The organism is Microbacterium hatanonis (genome assembly GCF_008017415.1).
In the GTDB taxonomy this organism is placed as follows: Bacteria; Actinomycetota; Actinomycetes; order Actinomycetales; family Microbacteriaceae; genus Microbacterium; species Microbacterium hatanonis.
The window spans coordinates 278918-293700 of the sequence record NZ_VRSV01000001.1 but is presented as its reverse complement, the minus strand read 5'-3'; the positions used below and the strand labels follow the sequence as shown (position 1 = coordinate 293700).

Genomic DNA, 14783 nt, shown 5'->3' with positions numbered 1-14783 from the left:
GTGCGGTGATTCGCACGCGACAGTGTTGATCGGATGCTGCGGCTCAGCCCGCGACCGCTCGTCAGACGCGGCGCCAACCCTCGCCGTCGCGGGTGATCGCGCCGGCGCGCTCGAACTTCTCCAGCCAGCCGCTCATCGGCCACCGACCCCAGCGGCGGGCGAAGGCGGCGCCGTTTCGCAGGATGTCGTCGAGGTGCTGCCAGGGCGGATCGGAGGTCGGATGCCACTGGTGGTAGGCGTGCGCGCCCCCCACCCAGAGCAGCGGCACGTTCATCTCGCGCGCGCGCCAGGCGAAGTCGGTGTCTTCGGCGCCGTATCCCTGGAACGCCTCGGAGAAGCCTCCGATCTCCTCCCAGGTCGACACCGACACGGCGAACGACAGCGACCAGAACAGGTCGTAGGCCGCCGGGTCTGCGCGGAGCACCTCAGCATCGGCCGGCCACGGTCGCGCCGCGTGCGGCCGCGTCAGAGCTTCGAGCGAGCGGAGGTCTTCGGGCATGCTGCCCTCGGCCAGGTACGTCACGGGTCCGGCGTAGAGGCCGGACTCGCGAGCCACCGCTTCGTAGCGCTCGATCAGACCGGGGCCGGGGAGGCAGTCGGCGTCGAGGAAGATCAGCAGGTCGGCACCGCCGGCGATCGCCGCGGCGGCGGCGGCGTTGCGCCCCTCGCCCACGCGCAGACCGAACTCCCCCGGCGGGACGTGCACGAGGATGCCGTCGCCGGTCGGGGGTTCGGGGTCGAGCCAGGCCTCCGCCCGCAGCACGTCGGGGCGCTCGAGCTGCGCGAGGAACGCGCGCTGGCGGTCGACGTGCGCCGCCCTCGCTCGCGAGGCCACGGTCAGCACCGCGGTGGTCACCGCATCACCGACGCGATCACGGCCGCGGCGCGCTCGGGCGCGCCATCGGTGCGCCACCGTTCCCACCGCGGCTCGAGCGTGCACGCCCGGTCGAGCAGCGCGACGAATCCGCCGGGCTCCGGCACGTGCGACACCACGGCGAGTCCCGTGCGGTCGAGCTCCGCGGCGGTCGCCGCCTGCTCGTCGAACGGGCGCTCCTGCGCGATGACCACGGCGCGTGCGCGGGCGGCAGCCAGGTCGGCCACGCTGTTCTGACCTGCCGCACTGACGACGACCTCGGCCGCACACAGGGCGTCCCAGGGGTCGGCGCTCCACTGCGCAGCATCCGCTCCGACGGTGCGGAACGTCCACCCGGCCTCCGTGGCCTCGGCGCGCGCCTGCTCGAGCGCCCCGCCGACGAGCGCGGCACCGAGCACCAGCACCGACCGCGGCTCGCGCGCGACGGTGCGGGGGCGCCCGGCGAACCGTGAAACACCGCCCACCCACGCGACGCGGTCGCGCGCCTCGTCGAGGGCGACCGACGGCACCGCCCCCTCGGGCCACGGCGCGAGGATGCGGTCCGCCACGCGATACGCGAGGGAATGCACCCCGTCCGTGCGGTCTCCGGGCTGCGTCACGACGACGGTCGGAAGACCCAGCAGCCGGACGAACAGCGCCACCTCGACCGAGACGTCGACCACGAACGCGTCGAGATCGACGGATGCTGCGGCGATCGCCGCGAGCCTCTGCCGGTGCCCCGGGTGGCCGAGCGGCGCCCAGTGCAGCAGGCCCCCCGCCGTCGGGTCGGACGACCGAGGTTCGACGCTCACGCCGTCGCGGACGTAGGAGGCGTCGTCGCGGGGCAGGACGACCCACCGCGTGTCGGGCGCGAGGTCGGACGGCGCGTCGAGCGAGGAGAACGCGACGACCGGACCGGGGAGGTGCGGACGCACGGCCTCGAATCTCGTGAGGTGGCCGCGCCCGTGATGGTGCACGTACCAGCCGACTCCGCTCACGCGACCTCGAGACGCTGGGCGCCCACGGCCACCGAGGCGAGCAGCCCCTCGAGCTGGGCATGGCGCCGTTCGAGGGAGAACTGCGCGACCGCGGCCGCCCGGATCTGCACCCGCAGGCCCGGTTCGAGGGCCGACCGCTCGGCGAGCTCCGCAGCGGCCAGCGCGAGCGAGTCGATGTCTCCCCGTGAGACGACCATCGCCCCGGGTGCCGCGGCGACCACCTCGCGCACGCCGCCGGCGTCGAACGCGGCCAGCGGAGTGCCGGTGGCGAGGGTCTCGGCGAGCACGAGGCCGAACGGTTCGTCCCACATCGGGGTGACGAGCGCGACGGCGCTTCGGCCGACGAGCCGGGCGAGGGCGCTCTGCCGGAGAGCCCCGACGTAGCGGGCCTGCGCACCCAGGCGGGGCCGCACCTCCGTCTCGAAGTACTCTGCGTCGCCGACACGGCCGGCCAGTACGATGCGTTTGCCGGCGAGGAGAGCAGCGTCGATCGCGAGGTGGGGCGCCTTCTCGGGCACGATGCGCCCGAACCACACCCATCGGTCGCCGCCGGGTCCCGCCGTCCACCGATCGGTGTCGACGCCGTTGGGGAAGACCATCGACTCGACCCCGGCGGCGTCCCACTCCCGGGCGGTGTGCCGGCTGACGGCGAGGAACCGGTGCTCGGCGCCGGTCGTCGATCGCGCCGCGGCGATCATGTCGGGAAGCGGAGGCGTGTGGAGGGTCGTGACCATCGGGATGCCCACCCGATCGCGCCACGCGATCGGCGCGCCGTGGAGGCTGTGGTTGTCGATCACGTCGAACCGGTCGCTGTGGCGCGCGAGGTGGCCCATGGCCCGTTCCATCGCGTCGTCGATCCGACCGAGATAGCCCCGCGGGTAGGCGGTGTCGGAGGGCTCCTCGTCGCTCGCCCAGTGCGGACGCGGCAGCACGAACTCGGGCGGACCGTCGAGGAAGTCCGACCCGTCGGGCCCGCAGAGCGTGACGTCGTGGCCCCGCGCGCGCAGACCCCGCACGCGCTCCCACACGCACGCCTCGAGGCCCCCGGGGTGCGGTTGGCGGATGGGATGCCGCGACGGGGCGATGACGGCGACGCGGAGCGCCCGCCCCATCACGCGGCGGACCTGTGCGTCGTCAGTTCTCGGTACAGGTCGGTGTGCGCCGCCCGTACCTCGATGCGTTGCACCGCCCGGTCGAGAGCACGCGCCGCCACCTCGGCGGCGCGTGCCGTCGAACCCGGAGCCGACCATGCCGGAAGCGTGGCGTGCTCGATCGCGGCGGCGAGAGAGAGCGGGTCGCCGATGTCGTAACGGGTGTAGTCGGACGGATGCTGATCGCGGAAATGCCCGCCGCGCGGCCCGATCACGGGTACGGCCAGGTCGTAGCACAGCTCGAGCCACCCCGAATGGGTGCCGTGGGCGTAGGGGAGCACGCACGCGTCGAGATCGGCGAGCGCCGCGGCGAGGTCGTCGTCGGAGAGCCGCGCGGCGCGGACGATCTCGACGCCGTCGCCGGCGAGGTGTTCGAGGATGCGGGCGGTGTCCTCGTCGCGCACGCTCTCGTTGAGCCGAACGATCCCGACGACGTCGCCTCCGGCCGCGCGCAGCTCGGCCACGGCGCGGACCAGGGTCGTGACCACTCCGACGGCGTCGATGTTCGGACGCAGGTCGCGCAGGTGCACGCCGATCCGTCGACCGTGGCGCGGGCGCCCGGTCGCGGCGGCGCCCGTCTCCAACAGCGTGGGGTGGGCGATGACCACGGCCTCGCGTCCCCATCGCTCGGCGATCTCATCTCGGGCCGAGGGCGTCAGGGTCACCAGGACGTCGACGGCCGGGATGATCGCATCGAGCATGCGGACGTGCGCCGACTGATCGGTCAGCTGCGGGTTCTCGAGGTCGTGCACCGTGTAGACCACGGGCTTCCCGGCCTGCTGGGCGGCGCGGACGGCGGCGAGCACGTGATCGGGCGTGTACGACTCCGCCCCGAAGTGCAGGTGCAGCACGTCGAAGTCGTCGCGGTGCCGACGAATCCACCCGGCGTCGAGGATCTGCGGGGGCCACCACTGCCCGGCACTCGCGCCCGGCGGAGGCGGGTCGGCGAGGACGGCGACCCGATCGGTGTCGATGATCGCCCGGGAGTACGGATGCTGCGCGGGAACCGCGGCGACGCGGACGAACGGCTGAGCCTGGGAACCGATGGTCGTCCTCCTCGCTGTGAAGCTCTCGCGTGCGACTTACCGCACGGGCGGAGTCCTCGCAACGCAATCCCTCGGCGAGGGAGGCGACGACTCCGACGATATACGTTTCTCACTATGAGTCCGGCGTCACTTCCCCATCCGGCGGTTGCGGTATCGGCGACCCCGGTGGTACAAGCCTCCGATGACGAGGGGCGGCGACTCCATTACGGCGAGTTCTACGGCCTCCGAGACGCTCCGGACGGCGCCGGAGTCGTCGTCGGAAACTGCCAGGCGGAGTCGCTGCGGATCGTCGTCGACGGGCCCGGCACCCCCACGGTGCGGGTACCGCCCGTGCACGAGATCGCCCCGAGCGACGTGCCGCTCCTGCACCGTCTGATCGCGCGGGCGTCCTTCCTCGTCGCTCAGCCGGTGCGCGACGACTACCACGATCTGCCCCTCGGCACCCGGCAGCTCCGCGCGCTCCTGCCGGCCGGCGCACGCGCGGTAACGGTGCCCATCATCCGTTACACCGGACTGCAGCCCTTCCAGTGGGTGCTCCGCGTGCCGGAGGTGCCCGAGCTCCCGCCCTACGTCGACTACCTCGACGTGCGTGAACTGGCGCTCGCCGCCGGTCTTCCGCTGGCGCAGCGGCTTGATCGCGTCACGGTGCGCGCGGTCGCCGACGACGCGCTGGCCGAGCTGCGCCGCCGCGAGAGCGACCTCGACGTCGTCGCATCCGACCTGTTCTCCCGACCGACCTTCGATCACATGCGCACGGTCAACCACCCCGGCAACCCGATCTGGCTCGGACTCGGGGCGCGCGTGCTCGAGGCGCTCGGTTCCCGCGATTCGCCGACCGACCCCGGTCGGCCGCTGCTGGCGGGCGTGCAGGCACCGCGGGAGGCGTGGGTCGCCGATGCCTGGGACCTCGCCGACGAGCCCACCGACTTCTGGCTGACCGCGGGAGAGCGGGTGGCGGCGGCCGAGGTGCGCGAGGCGCAGGGCGCCTGGTATCGCGACCACCCGATCTACGTCGAGCGCGCCGTGGGCCGCCTCGCACCGTTGCTGCGGAGATGGCGCGGATGACGACGACGCTCCCCCGGGTCGTGGTGCACGACGTCGATCAGCACGGCGTCGCAACCTACGCACGCGACGTCGCCGACGCGATCGCCGAAGCGGGGTACTCCGATCCGTCGGTGCTCCGCGGAGAGCTGGCGGCTCTCGCCGTCGGTGCTCCCCTGCACCTGCAGTTCACCGATCGGCTGTGGGCCGGCTCCCCCGAAGACGCGGCGACGACCGTGACGCGGCTGGCCGCGCAGCATCCGCTCTCGGTCACGTTGCACGACGTGCCGCAACCGTCCGACGGCGAGCGGAATTTGCCGCGTCGTCTCGCGTGCTACCGCGCCGTGGCGGCGAGCGCGGTGGGGGTCGTGGTCAACAGCCGGCACGAGGCCGAGCTGCTCCGCGAGCACGGTGTGCGTCCGGAGCGCGTGGGAGTGATCCCGCTGCCGGTCGACCTCGCCGCCGGCGGAGAGCGCATCGCGACCGATGCGAGCGTCGGCGTGCTCGGGTTCTTCTACCCGGGCAAGGGCCACGACGAAGCACTGCGGGCGGCCGCCGGTGCCGGGATCGCATCGCTGTCGATCCTCGGTCGCGCCTCGGACGGCCACGCCGCCGACCTCGAGGCCTTCGTGCGGGGAGCGGCGTCCCAGGGAGTCGCGGTCGAGGTGACGGGCTATCTCGACGACGGCGAGCTGCTGCGGCGCTGCCGCACGACCGGCGTTCCCGTCGTGGCCCACCGCCACGTCTCGGCCTCGGGCTCGCTCGGTTCGTGGATCGCGGCCGGGCGCCGCCCCGTGGCGAGCGCGAACCGCTACATCGCGGAGATGGCGGCGTTGCGTCCCGGCACGGTGACGGTCGCCGACCCCGACGCGCTGACCTCGGCGGTCGGCCGTGCTGCGCAGTATCCGGAATCCACCTGGCTGTCGACGGCGACGGTGCCGCACGGGCGCCGCGACGTGGCCGAGGCCTACCTCGACTGGTGGGCGAGGCTCCCGTGGTGAGGCCGCCGTTCGGCACGACGGTGCCCGGCAATCGGTGGGACCTGATGTCGGATGCGGCGCCCGACCCGTTGCCGACGGTCACGGTCGTCGTCACGTACTTCGAGCAGCCCGGCGAGCTCGCCCGAACGCTCTCCGCGCTCGCGCGCCAGGACTATCCCGCCGATCGGATGCAGGTGGTCGTCGCCGACGACGGCTCCGCGGTGGCGCCCGACGTGCCCGCCGGCGTGGAACTCGTCCGTCAGGAGGATCGCGGCTTCCGCGCGGCGGCCGTCCGCAACCTCGGCGTGACGCGGGCCACCGGCGACGTGCTGTGCTTCCTCGACGCCGACACGTCGCCCGAGCCGGGCTACGTGCGGCGGATGACGCGCCTTCCGGCTCTGCTCCCCGAGACCGTCACGGTGGGCCGACGCCGCCACGCCGAACTCGCCGAGCAGCCCGTCGATGCCCCGATCGAGACGGTCGGACCGGCCAACGGTCTACCGGAACCCGCCTGGCTCGCCGAGGCATACGAGCGCTCGCGCGACCTGCTCGACGCCGACGACCGTTCCTACCGCTACGTCATCGGGGCGGCCTTCGCCTGCACCCGATGGTTCTTCGACGAGATCGGCGGGCTCGACGAGAGCTTCGACGAGTACGGCGGTGAAGACTGGGAGTGGGCTCACCGGGCATGGCAGATCGGGGCGATCTTCGCGCACGTGCCCGACGCGGTGGCGTGGCACGACGGCCCGGAGTGGGCGGGGCGGATGGCCGACCACGAGGAACGCGTGCGCCGGGGCAACGTGCAGACGCTGCTGCTGGCCGAGAAGATCCCCGTCGACGGCTCGCGGGGAACGGGAGTGCTCTCCCCCGTCGCCGACATCGCGTTCCGCCTCCGCGGACGCTTCGACGACGCCGCCGTGTTCGTCTGCGTCGATGCGCTGTTGGCGGCATTCCCGCGCGCCAGGGTCGAGCTCGAGCACGGGGCGGAGGCACCGGTCTACGCCGCCGACCCCCGCGTCGTGTCGATCGACCCCGCCTCACCCGCCGCCCGCGTCGAGGTCGATCTGGTGCGTCCGATCGTGCTCTCGGCCGACGACGGGCTGGCCGGACGTCTGCGCGCGCTCGGCACCGCCGACGAGGACGAGCTGGAGATCGTCTCGGTCGAGGGCGACGTGCTCGCCCGCGCGGTGAGTCGCCGCTCGCGCGAGCGGCGCGCCCGGTGGGGCGACGAGGCGGCGGTGCGCGTCGGCTCGATCACGATCGACGAGGCCTTCGCACTCCGGGCGCATCCGCGCGTGGAGCCGTACGTCGGCGGCTGGGGCGGGCCCGACCACCTGCGCTAGCGGGGTCGGGCCCGGCGGGGTCAACCCTGGTCGGGGTTCCACTCCGACAGGCGGGTGAGTTCGCCGATCTCATCGGCGGTCAGGTCGACGCGGGCGCTGTCGAGGAGGCCGCCGACCTGGTCGACGCGGCTGGCGCTGGCGATCGGCGCAACGACGGTCGGCTGGGCGCGCAGCCACGCGAGCGCGGTCGACGCGATCGAGACGCCGTGGGCCTTGCCGATGCCCTCGAGGGCATCGATGATCTTCAGTCCCTGCGCGGTGGCGTACTTCGCCGCGCCCTGAGCGCGGGGCGACGACTGGCCCGTCGCGTCGGTCGAGCGGTACTTGCCGGTGAGGAAGCCGCTCGCCAGCGCCGAGTACGGCACGAGTCCGAGGCCGAACTCCTCTGCGACGGGCACCACGCCCTCCTCGACCTCGTTGCGGTGCACGAGGTTGTAGTGCGGCTGCACCGCGACGGGAAGGGCGCTCCCTGCGGCCTGCGCGTAGCCGATCCACTCTCGGATACGGGGGCCGGTGTAGTTCGACACGGCCGTGTACCGCACGAGCCCGTCCTTCACGAGGTCGCCGAACGCGGCGACGGTCTCCTCCAGCGGCACGCTCTCGTCGTCGAAGTGGGCGTAGTAAAGGTCGATCGTGTCGACGCCGAGGCGCTTGAGCGAGGCTTCGGCGGCGGCGCGGACGTTCGCCGCGGACAGACCCTGGAACTGCGGGTGCTGGCTGACCTTCGTGGCGACGACGACGTTCTCGGGTCGGCGCGAGGCCAGCCACTCGCCGATGAGGGTCTCGCTCTCGCCACCCGAGTTGCCGGGCACCCACGCGCTGTACGCGTCGGCGGTGTCGATGAAGTCGCCGCCGCCCGCGTGGAACGCGTCGAGGACGGCGAAGGAGGTGTCGCGGTCGGCCGTCCAGCCGAACACGTTGCCGCCGAGGGAGAGGGGAAGGACGTCGAGGTCGCTGTTACCGATTCGTGACATGTGTGGGTCAACGCGCGGGACGCGCGGCTATTCCAGCATCCATTCATCGGAATACTCCGACGACGGCGACTGTTGTCGCGGGTATGGAACGTTTCGGCACACTCTCGTTCGGTCACTACGGCCCGCTCGGCGGGGGCCACCAGCTCACCGCCCGTGACTCGATGCACCAGGCGATCGACCTCGCCCAGGGCATGGACGAGCTCGGTGCCGACGGCATCTACTTCCGGGTGCACCACTTCGCGCGTCAGCAAGCGTCTCCCATGCCGCTGCTCGCCGCGATCGCCGCCAAGACGAAGCGCATCGAACTGGGCACCGGCGTGATCGACATGCGCTACGAGAACCCGCTGTACCTCGCCGAAGAGGCGGCCGCGGTCGACCTCATCAGCGACGGACGGCTCGCGCTCGGCGTGAGCCGTGGGTCACCCGAGTCGGTCGTGCGCGGTTACGAGGCGTTCGGCTACACCGGATCGACCGACCCGCGCGGCGCCGACATCGCGCGCGAGCACTTCGACACGTTCCTTCGCGCGATCGACGGCGAGGGCTTGGCCGACCGCGACCCGCACTCCCCGTTCGGGGGCGGCGTGGGCCGTCAGGCCATCGAGCCGCAGTCGCCGGGCCTGAGGTCGCGCGTCTGGTGGGGTGCGGGCAACCGCGACAGCGCCGAATGGGCCGGGCGCATGGGTGTCAACCTCATGTCGTCGACCCTGCTGACCGAGGACCGCGGCCTGCCCTTCGATGAGCTGCAGGCGCAGCAGATCGACGCTTTCCGCGCCGCCTGGCGCGACGCCGGGCACGCAGGCACCCCCCGCACGTCGGTGAGCCGCAGCATCTTCCCCCTCACGACGGCCGAGGACCACATGTACTTCGGCGGCCGCCAGGACGGCGATCAGGTGGGCATCATCGACGGCACCCGCTCGACGTTCGGCAAGACCTACGCGGCCGAGCCCGATGTGCTCGTCGAGCAGCTGCTGGACGACGCCGCGATCCGCACCGCCGACACCCTCATGCTCACGATCCCTTCGCAGCTGGGCGTGGAGTTCAACCTCCGCATCGTCGAGTCGTTCGCGAAGTACGTCGCACCCGCCCTCGGCTGGACATCGACCACCGAGAAGGCGGCCGCGGCCGTCAGCTGATCGGGGCCCCGGCAGCAGGCCTCGTCACCGGGCAGGACCGCCGAACGTCGGGTCCGTCTTCCGGCCGACCTGACCGCGGATGAAGAAGACGAGCACGAGCCCGACGACGATCACGACGATGTTGCCGAGGTTGGCGACCGATCCAAGTGCGCCTTCGACGGGGTACTGGGCGTGCATGAATATGCTCGGATCGGTGCTGGCATGCAACAGCACCGGCGCGAGCAGGGTGCGCGTGACGCGCATGGCGAGGTACATCAGGATGCCGAAGAAGAACGTGTAGACGATCTGCACGAGCGTCGAAACGAGAGCCTGACCACCGAGGAGGTTGGTCGAGTGCAGAAGCGCGAACAGCCCCGCCGAGACGAGTGCCACGACGATCTCACGATGCCCCGCGTCGCGCATGATCCGCACGACGTAACCGCGCGTCAGCACCTCCTCGGCGAATCCGATGAACAGCCCGGCGAGAAGCCAGGTCATCACGTAGTCGATGCCGGCTGCGCTGTAGTCGATGCTCAGCAGGTGAAGCACGTTGAACACGAGCACCACGGCGATCGCGATCCACATCCATCCGCGCCCACCGAGGGGCTGTCGTGCGAAGAGCCCACGCAACCAACCGGTCGTCGCCCCGAAGACGACCAGGATGAGTGCGCCGACGAGGATCGGCAAGACGTAGAGGATGAGAACGAACGATGCGGAACCCGAATCGCCCGCGAGCGGCACGAGCGGGATGAAGGCGAGAGACGCGAGTTCGTAGAGGACGAGGTAGGCGACGGCGAGGACGACGGCCTTCCACCAGCGACCACGGTTCCAGAAACGGGTCCAGGCCGACTGGCCGGCGTGATCGATCATGAGGCACCTCCGAGCGCCCGCGCATCTGGCGTTCGACGAAGGTAACGGGTCTCGCCCGGCCGACGATAGACCACACGCCGCGACCGTCCGTTCGAGCCCCCAGCGCAGGAACGTCTCCCGCCGGCACCCCGACCCGTCGGTAGGGTCGGGCGCATGGCGAGCGACGCAGGCCCTCCCGACGACGTCCGGATGTACGTCCCGTCATCGGCGTCACCCGACCCCGACATCTACACCGATCTCGGCGCGGTCGTCGTGGGCGGCGAGACGTTCGGCGTGCGCCGACGCGACAGCGACGGGTCGCACCACTACGACTGGATTTCGGGACCGAACGACGGCTACGGCTTCAGCGTGTCGGGCGGTGGCGCGCCGGTCGGCGAGGAGTGGCACACGCGCGCCATTCGCGACTTCCTGGCCGGCATAGACCCCGCCACCGGGTACCTCGCCGACCCCTGACGTAGGACCGCACAACGCGGACCGCTCTGCCCCGGCAGCTCCACTCCCACCGCCGGGAGTTGACATCGCCTGCCCACCCTCGTAGGTTCATTACTCAAGTAACGAACCAAAGGGGTGGCATGCTCGACGACGGTAAGCCGATCTTCCAGCAGATCGCCGAGAGCATCGCCGACGGCGTCCTGGCCGGCACGTACCCCGAGGGCACGCAGGTGCCCTCGACGAACGAGCTCGCGGCGTTCCACCGCATCAATCCCGCCACGGTGGGAAAGGGCCTCGGGGTGCTCGTCGACCGCGACGTGCTGCACAAGCGCCGCGGCCTCGGCATGTTCGTCAGCGCCGGCGCTCGCCAGCGAGTGCGCGACGAGCGCACCGCGGCGTTCCGGGCGGCGTTCGTCGCGCCCCTGCTCACCGAGGCGCGTTCGCTCGGCCTCGACCTCGAAGACGTCCACCGCATCATCGATCACGAAGGGTCCGCGTCATGACACAGCCCGCCATCCGCTTGTCGGAGGTCTCCCGGCACTTCGGCCGCGTCCGAGCCCTCGACTCCGTCACCGTCGACATCCCCCACAACGCCATCACGGGACTTCTCGGTCGCAACGGAGCGGGGAAGACCACGCTCATGTCGATCATCGCGGGGCACGACCGCGCCGACTCCGGCTCGGTCAGGGTGCTCGGCGCCGATCCCTTCGAGCGCGCCCCGATCATGTCGTCGATCAGCTTCGTTCGCGACAACCAGCGCTACCCGGAGGACTTCACGCTCCGTCACCTGCTCGAGGTAGCGCCCCTCTTCCACGCCGGCTGGGACGCCGACGTCGCCGAGAAGCTCGTCGCGGGGTTCCGGTTGTCTCGCAAGACCACCGTCAAGAAGATGTCACGAGGTCAGACGTCGTCGCTCGGCATCGTGCTCGGGCTCGCGTCCCGCGCCCCGGTGACGATCTTCGACGAACCGTACCTGGGGTTGGATGCCACGGCCCGCCGCTTCTTCTACGACGCCCTCATGCAGGACTACATCGACCACCCCCGCACGATCATCGTGTCGACCCACCTGATCGATGAGATGGAACCGCTGCTCGAGCACGTCGTGATCGTCGACGGCGGCCGGCTGGTGCGCGAAGCCGCCGCCGATGAGCTCCGCGGCAGCGCGATCACCCTGAGCGGGTTGACCGCCGCCGTCGACGACCTCGCCACCGGGCATCGTGTGCTGCAGCGCCGGACCGTCGGCGGACTCAGCTCGGTGGTCATCGAGGCGACCGACGCCGACACCATCACGGAACGTGCGACCCGCGCTGGTGCGCAGGTCTCCCCCGCGACCCTGCAAGACCTCGTCGCGGCCTACGGCGTCGAGGCCGAATCCCTGGAAGGAACGCACGCATGACCGCCACCGCCCTCGCCCCCTCCCGCGCTTCCGGCCCTGTCGACGTGTTCCGACTGCACTTCGTCCAGCGGGCCATGCTGTTGCTCACCCCTCCGGGCATCATGCTCGTGGTCTTCGTGATCACCGCGATCATCGCGGTCGTCTTCTGGCGTCTCGGCTCCGAGCCCGGCAGCGCCGAATGGGTCGCGAACAGCCGCAACAACCCCGCCGCCATCTGGGCGCTCCCGGGATTCTTCGGCTGGATCGGCGTGCAGACCGTCTCGCTGACCTTCCCGCTCGCGCTGTCCCTCGGCAGCACGCGACGGGCCTTCGTCGCCGGGACGGTGCTGACTCACATCGCTCTCTCGCTCTACGTCACGGTGCTGCTGCTCCTGCTGCTGGGCCTGGAGCTGGCGACGGGCCACTGGTTCTTCCACATCTACGTGACCGATGTGGTGGTGCTCGGCTCGGGCGACCCGTTCCAGCTGAGCGTCACCGCGTTCCTCGGCACGCTGCTGGTGCTCTCCGTCGGCGGCGCCATGGCGGCCGCCTGGGTGCGTTTCGGCGCTCTCGGACCCACCGTGCTCGCCGCCGCCGCCGTCATCGCCCTGGGGATCGTCGCCATCGTGGTCGTACCCGTCTTCGACGCGTTCCAGCCGTGGTGGCTCGCGGTGGCCGCGGTCGTCGCCATCGCATTGGCGGTCGCCGGCCAGTACGCCTTCCTTCGCCGCGCCTCGGCGCGATGAAACCCGAGGCGGGGCTCGTCGCACCTCTCCGGGCCGACTCGTCACCGCACGAACAGCGCGTCAGTCGCTGAAGTCCTCCGGGTCGACGCCCTCGAGGAACCGGCGGAACTCGTCGACCTCGTGCTCGTCGGCAGCCGGCTCCGACACCGTGTCTTCGACGCCCGCGACGTCGAGCACCTCGTCGGCCACCCAGATGGACGTGTGCGTGCGCGACGCGAGCGCGATCGCATCGGACGGCCGGGCGTCGATCACCCGGAGCCCGTGAGGGGTGAACAGCGTGATCTCGGCGAAGTACGTGCCGTCTTCGATGCGAGTGACCTCCACGCGCTCGACCTCGGCCTCGAGCTCATGCAGCATGCTCGCCATCAGATCGTGCGCGAGGGGGCGGGGGGTGATCGAACCCTGCACGGCCACGAGGATCGCGGTGGCCTCCTGCTCGCCGATCCAGACCGGAAGCATGCGGCCCTCCGCGGCGGCTTCGTCGACGGGTTTGAGCAGGATCACGTGCTGCTGCTCGGTGTCGCGCGCGACGCCGATCACCCTGACCTGAACCATGGTGCCTCCCGTCGCGCTCGAACTGCGATTGTCAGCCATCGTACGACCGTTCGCCAGGGGTGGGGCGCTCGGGCTCAGGGCGCCACGGAGTCAGCGGGCGAGCACGGCGGCGACGTCGTCCCACCAGGCCGTGTACGCGGCGCGGTGGGCGGGGCGCCGTGCATCCGTCTCGTCGCGGATGCGTGAACGCGCAGCATCCAGATCGTCGACGAGGGTGCGCGCGCGGGCGTCGAGTTCGTCGAGCGTGGCCGTGGCGGGCTCGCCCCAGTGGCCCAGCACACCGCTGAGCTTGATCTGCGTGTAGGCGTCGGCGACGAGACCGAGCGTCGGCACGCCGGCCGGCGCGGCGAAGACGGCCGGGTGGTACCGGCTCGTGATCACGAGCGCGGCGCTGCGGGCGAGCGCGGCGGAGTGCAGCGAGTCGCCGGTCGGCACCACCTCGCTCGGCACAGTGAGGTGCGCGCGGATGCGCTCGTGCAGGGCTGCGTCGCCGCGCGGCTCGGCGGCCGGATCGAGCGGACCGAAGTGGGCGTGGAAGCGCACGGGACCCCCGACGACGCCCGCGGCGTGGTCGATGAGACGGGCGAGGGATGCTTCGACCTCGGCCGGCGGACGATGGTCGAACCAGCCCGAGACGCTCACCACGATGCCCGACCGCTCGTCGGGTCCGTCGCCGCCGAGGAACGACGCATCGTCGACACCCAGGCGCACCGGCACGCCCCACGACGCGGCCAGCGCGGCCGAGGTCGGCTCGCGCACGGCGGCGAGCGCCGCGGTGCCCAAGAGTTCGCGCACCGCCGCGGCGTCGGTCTCGATGAGATCGGGGCCGAGCGTCTGGCCGCTCACGACCACCGGCAGACCGAGGCTCCGCGCCATCGCGGCGAGGGTGCCGCGCTCGTGGATGTGCACCGGCCACCGCGAGGCGAGGTTGCCCCCGCCGGCCACGAGCACGCCGCTGGCCGCCCTCACGGCCTCGACGACGGCGGTCGCCGGGTCGTCGGCCGCCAGGGCGGCGCGACCGGATGCGGCGGCCACCAGCAGCTCCGACCGTGCGGCGGCAGCGTCGCGATCGAGACCGGCGAAGCCCAGGCGGGGAACGGTGCCCACCCCGTACCGCTCGGCCGATTCGTCGGGCACGGACGACACTCCGACGACGTCGACGCCCCGGGCGGCGAGCTCGGCCGCAGCAGCCTCGAACATCGCCTCGTCGCCGATGTGCATCATCCCATCGATCACGCCGATGTCTCCGATGACGATGACGGACATACAACAACCTCCGGGTCTATGTGAAGAACCTCTCCACGCTA

At 71.7% G+C, this 14783-nt stretch carries 16 protein-coding genes; 8 read left to right on the top strand and 8 right to left on the bottom strand.

Annotation, left to right across the window (positions count from 1 at the left end; all coding sequences use genetic code 11):
* Positions 1–61: 61 nt before the first annotated feature.
* The 4 genes from FVP77_RS01435 to FVP77_RS16915 are packed head-to-tail and all read right to left on the bottom strand — an operon-like array spanning position 62 to position 3976.
* The gene (locus FVP77_RS01435) at positions 62–856 is read right to left on the bottom strand and encodes a glycosyltransferase family 2 protein (RefSeq protein ID WP_147892923.1); all 795 of its coding nucleotides are present in this window, start codon (positions 854–856) and stop codon (positions 62–64) included.
* The gene (locus tag FVP77_RS01430) at positions 853–1851 is read right to left on the bottom strand and encodes a hypothetical protein (RefSeq protein WP_147892922.1); all 999 of its coding nucleotides are present in this window, start codon (positions 1849–1851) and stop codon (positions 853–855) included. The genes FVP77_RS01435 and FVP77_RS01430 overlap by 4 nt, the downstream gene beginning before the upstream one ends.
* Positions 1848–2963 (bottom strand): glycosyltransferase, encoded by a 1116-nt coding sequence (locus FVP77_RS01425; protein WP_246134044.1) that lies wholly within the window; start codon positions 2961–2963, stop codon positions 1848–1850. The genes FVP77_RS01430 and FVP77_RS01425 overlap by 4 nt, the downstream gene beginning before the upstream one ends.
* Positions 2963–3976 (bottom strand): glycosyltransferase, encoded by a 1014-nt coding sequence (locus tag FVP77_RS16915; RefSeq protein WP_246134043.1) that lies wholly within the window; start codon positions 3974–3976, stop codon positions 2963–2965. The genes FVP77_RS01425 and FVP77_RS16915 overlap by 1 nt, the downstream gene beginning before the upstream one ends.
* A gap of 237 nt (positions 3977–4213) precedes the next feature.
* On the opposite strand from FVP77_RS16915, the gene FVP77_RS01415 reads away from it, so the two are divergent.
* From FVP77_RS01415 to FVP77_RS01405, 3 genes are read left to right on the top strand one after another with little or no spacing between them, the layout of a single operon-like run.
* Entirely contained in the window at positions 4214–5113 is a 900-nt protein-coding gene (locus FVP77_RS01415; RefSeq protein ID WP_147892919.1) for a WcbI family polysaccharide biosynthesis putative acetyltransferase, read from the top strand.
* Positions 5110–6090: a glycosyltransferase gene (locus FVP77_RS01410; RefSeq protein ID WP_187266770.1), complete on the top strand. Its 981-nt coding sequence runs from the start codon at positions 5110–5112 to the stop codon at positions 6088–6090. The genes FVP77_RS01415 and FVP77_RS01410 overlap by 4 nt, the downstream gene beginning before the upstream one ends.
* A complete protein-coding gene (locus tag FVP77_RS01405; protein WP_222707685.1) occupies positions 6087–7412 on the top strand; it encodes a glycosyltransferase family 2 protein in 1326 nt (441 codons plus the stop codon). The genes FVP77_RS01410 and FVP77_RS01405 overlap by 4 nt, the downstream gene beginning before the upstream one ends.
* Before the next feature lie 20 nt (positions 7413–7432).
* Here the strand turns inward: FVP77_RS01405 and FVP77_RS01400 are convergent, their stop codons facing one another.
* Entirely contained in the window at positions 7433–8386 is a 954-nt protein-coding gene (locus FVP77_RS01400) for an aldo/keto reductase (RefSeq protein ID WP_147892917.1), read from the bottom strand.
* A gap of 83 nt (positions 8387–8469) precedes the next feature.
* Between FVP77_RS01400 and FVP77_RS01395 the strand changes: the two genes are divergently transcribed.
* Positions 8470–9519: an LLM class flavin-dependent oxidoreductase gene (locus tag FVP77_RS01395; protein ID WP_147892916.1), complete on the top strand. Its 1050-nt coding sequence runs from the start codon at positions 8470–8472 to the stop codon at positions 9517–9519.
* Positions 9520–9543: 24 nt separating this feature from the next.
* Here FVP77_RS01395 and FVP77_RS01390 read toward each other — a convergent pair whose 3' ends face one another.
* Positions 9544–10368, bottom strand: a complete 825-nt coding sequence (locus FVP77_RS01390) for a CPBP family intramembrane glutamic endopeptidase (RefSeq protein WP_147892915.1) — start codon at positions 10366–10368, stop codon at positions 9544–9546.
* Between the two features lie 153 nt (positions 10369–10521).
* Here FVP77_RS01390 and FVP77_RS01385 point away from each other — a divergent pair, with 153 nt between their 5' ends.
* The 4 genes from FVP77_RS01385 (at position 10522) to FVP77_RS01370 (ending at position 12921) form a co-directional block, all read left to right on the top strand.
* A complete protein-coding gene (locus tag FVP77_RS01385) occupies positions 10522–10821 on the top strand; it encodes a hypothetical protein (protein ID WP_147892914.1) in 300 nt (99 codons plus the stop codon).
* Between the two features lie 119 nt (positions 10822–10940).
* Complete coding sequence (locus FVP77_RS01380; RefSeq protein ID WP_147892913.1) at positions 10941–11303, top strand: GntR family transcriptional regulator; 363 nt, start codon at positions 10941–10943, stop codon at positions 11301–11303.
* On the top strand, positions 11300–12196 hold the full coding sequence (locus tag FVP77_RS01375) for an ABC transporter ATP-binding protein (protein WP_147892912.1): 897 nt from the start codon (positions 11300–11302) through the stop codon (positions 12194–12196). Before FVP77_RS01380 ends, FVP77_RS01375 begins: the two co-directional genes overlap by 4 nt.
* Positions 12193–12921, top strand: a complete 729-nt coding sequence (locus tag FVP77_RS01370; RefSeq protein WP_147892911.1) for a hypothetical protein — start codon at positions 12193–12195, stop codon at positions 12919–12921. Before FVP77_RS01375 ends, FVP77_RS01370 begins: the two co-directional genes overlap by 4 nt.
* A gap of 60 nt (positions 12922–12981) precedes the next feature.
* Here the strand turns inward: FVP77_RS01370 and FVP77_RS01365 are convergent, their stop codons facing one another.
* Positions 12982–13515: a bifunctional nuclease family protein gene (locus FVP77_RS01365; protein ID WP_246133927.1), complete on the bottom strand. Its 534-nt coding sequence runs from the start codon at positions 13513–13515 to the stop codon at positions 12982–12984.
* 51 nt (positions 13516–13566) lie between these two features.
* On the bottom strand, positions 13567–14742 hold the full coding sequence (locus FVP77_RS01360; RefSeq protein WP_187266769.1) for a polysaccharide pyruvyl transferase family protein: 1176 nt from the start codon (positions 14740–14742) through the stop codon (positions 13567–13569).
* Positions 14743–14783 lie beyond the last annotated feature (41 nt).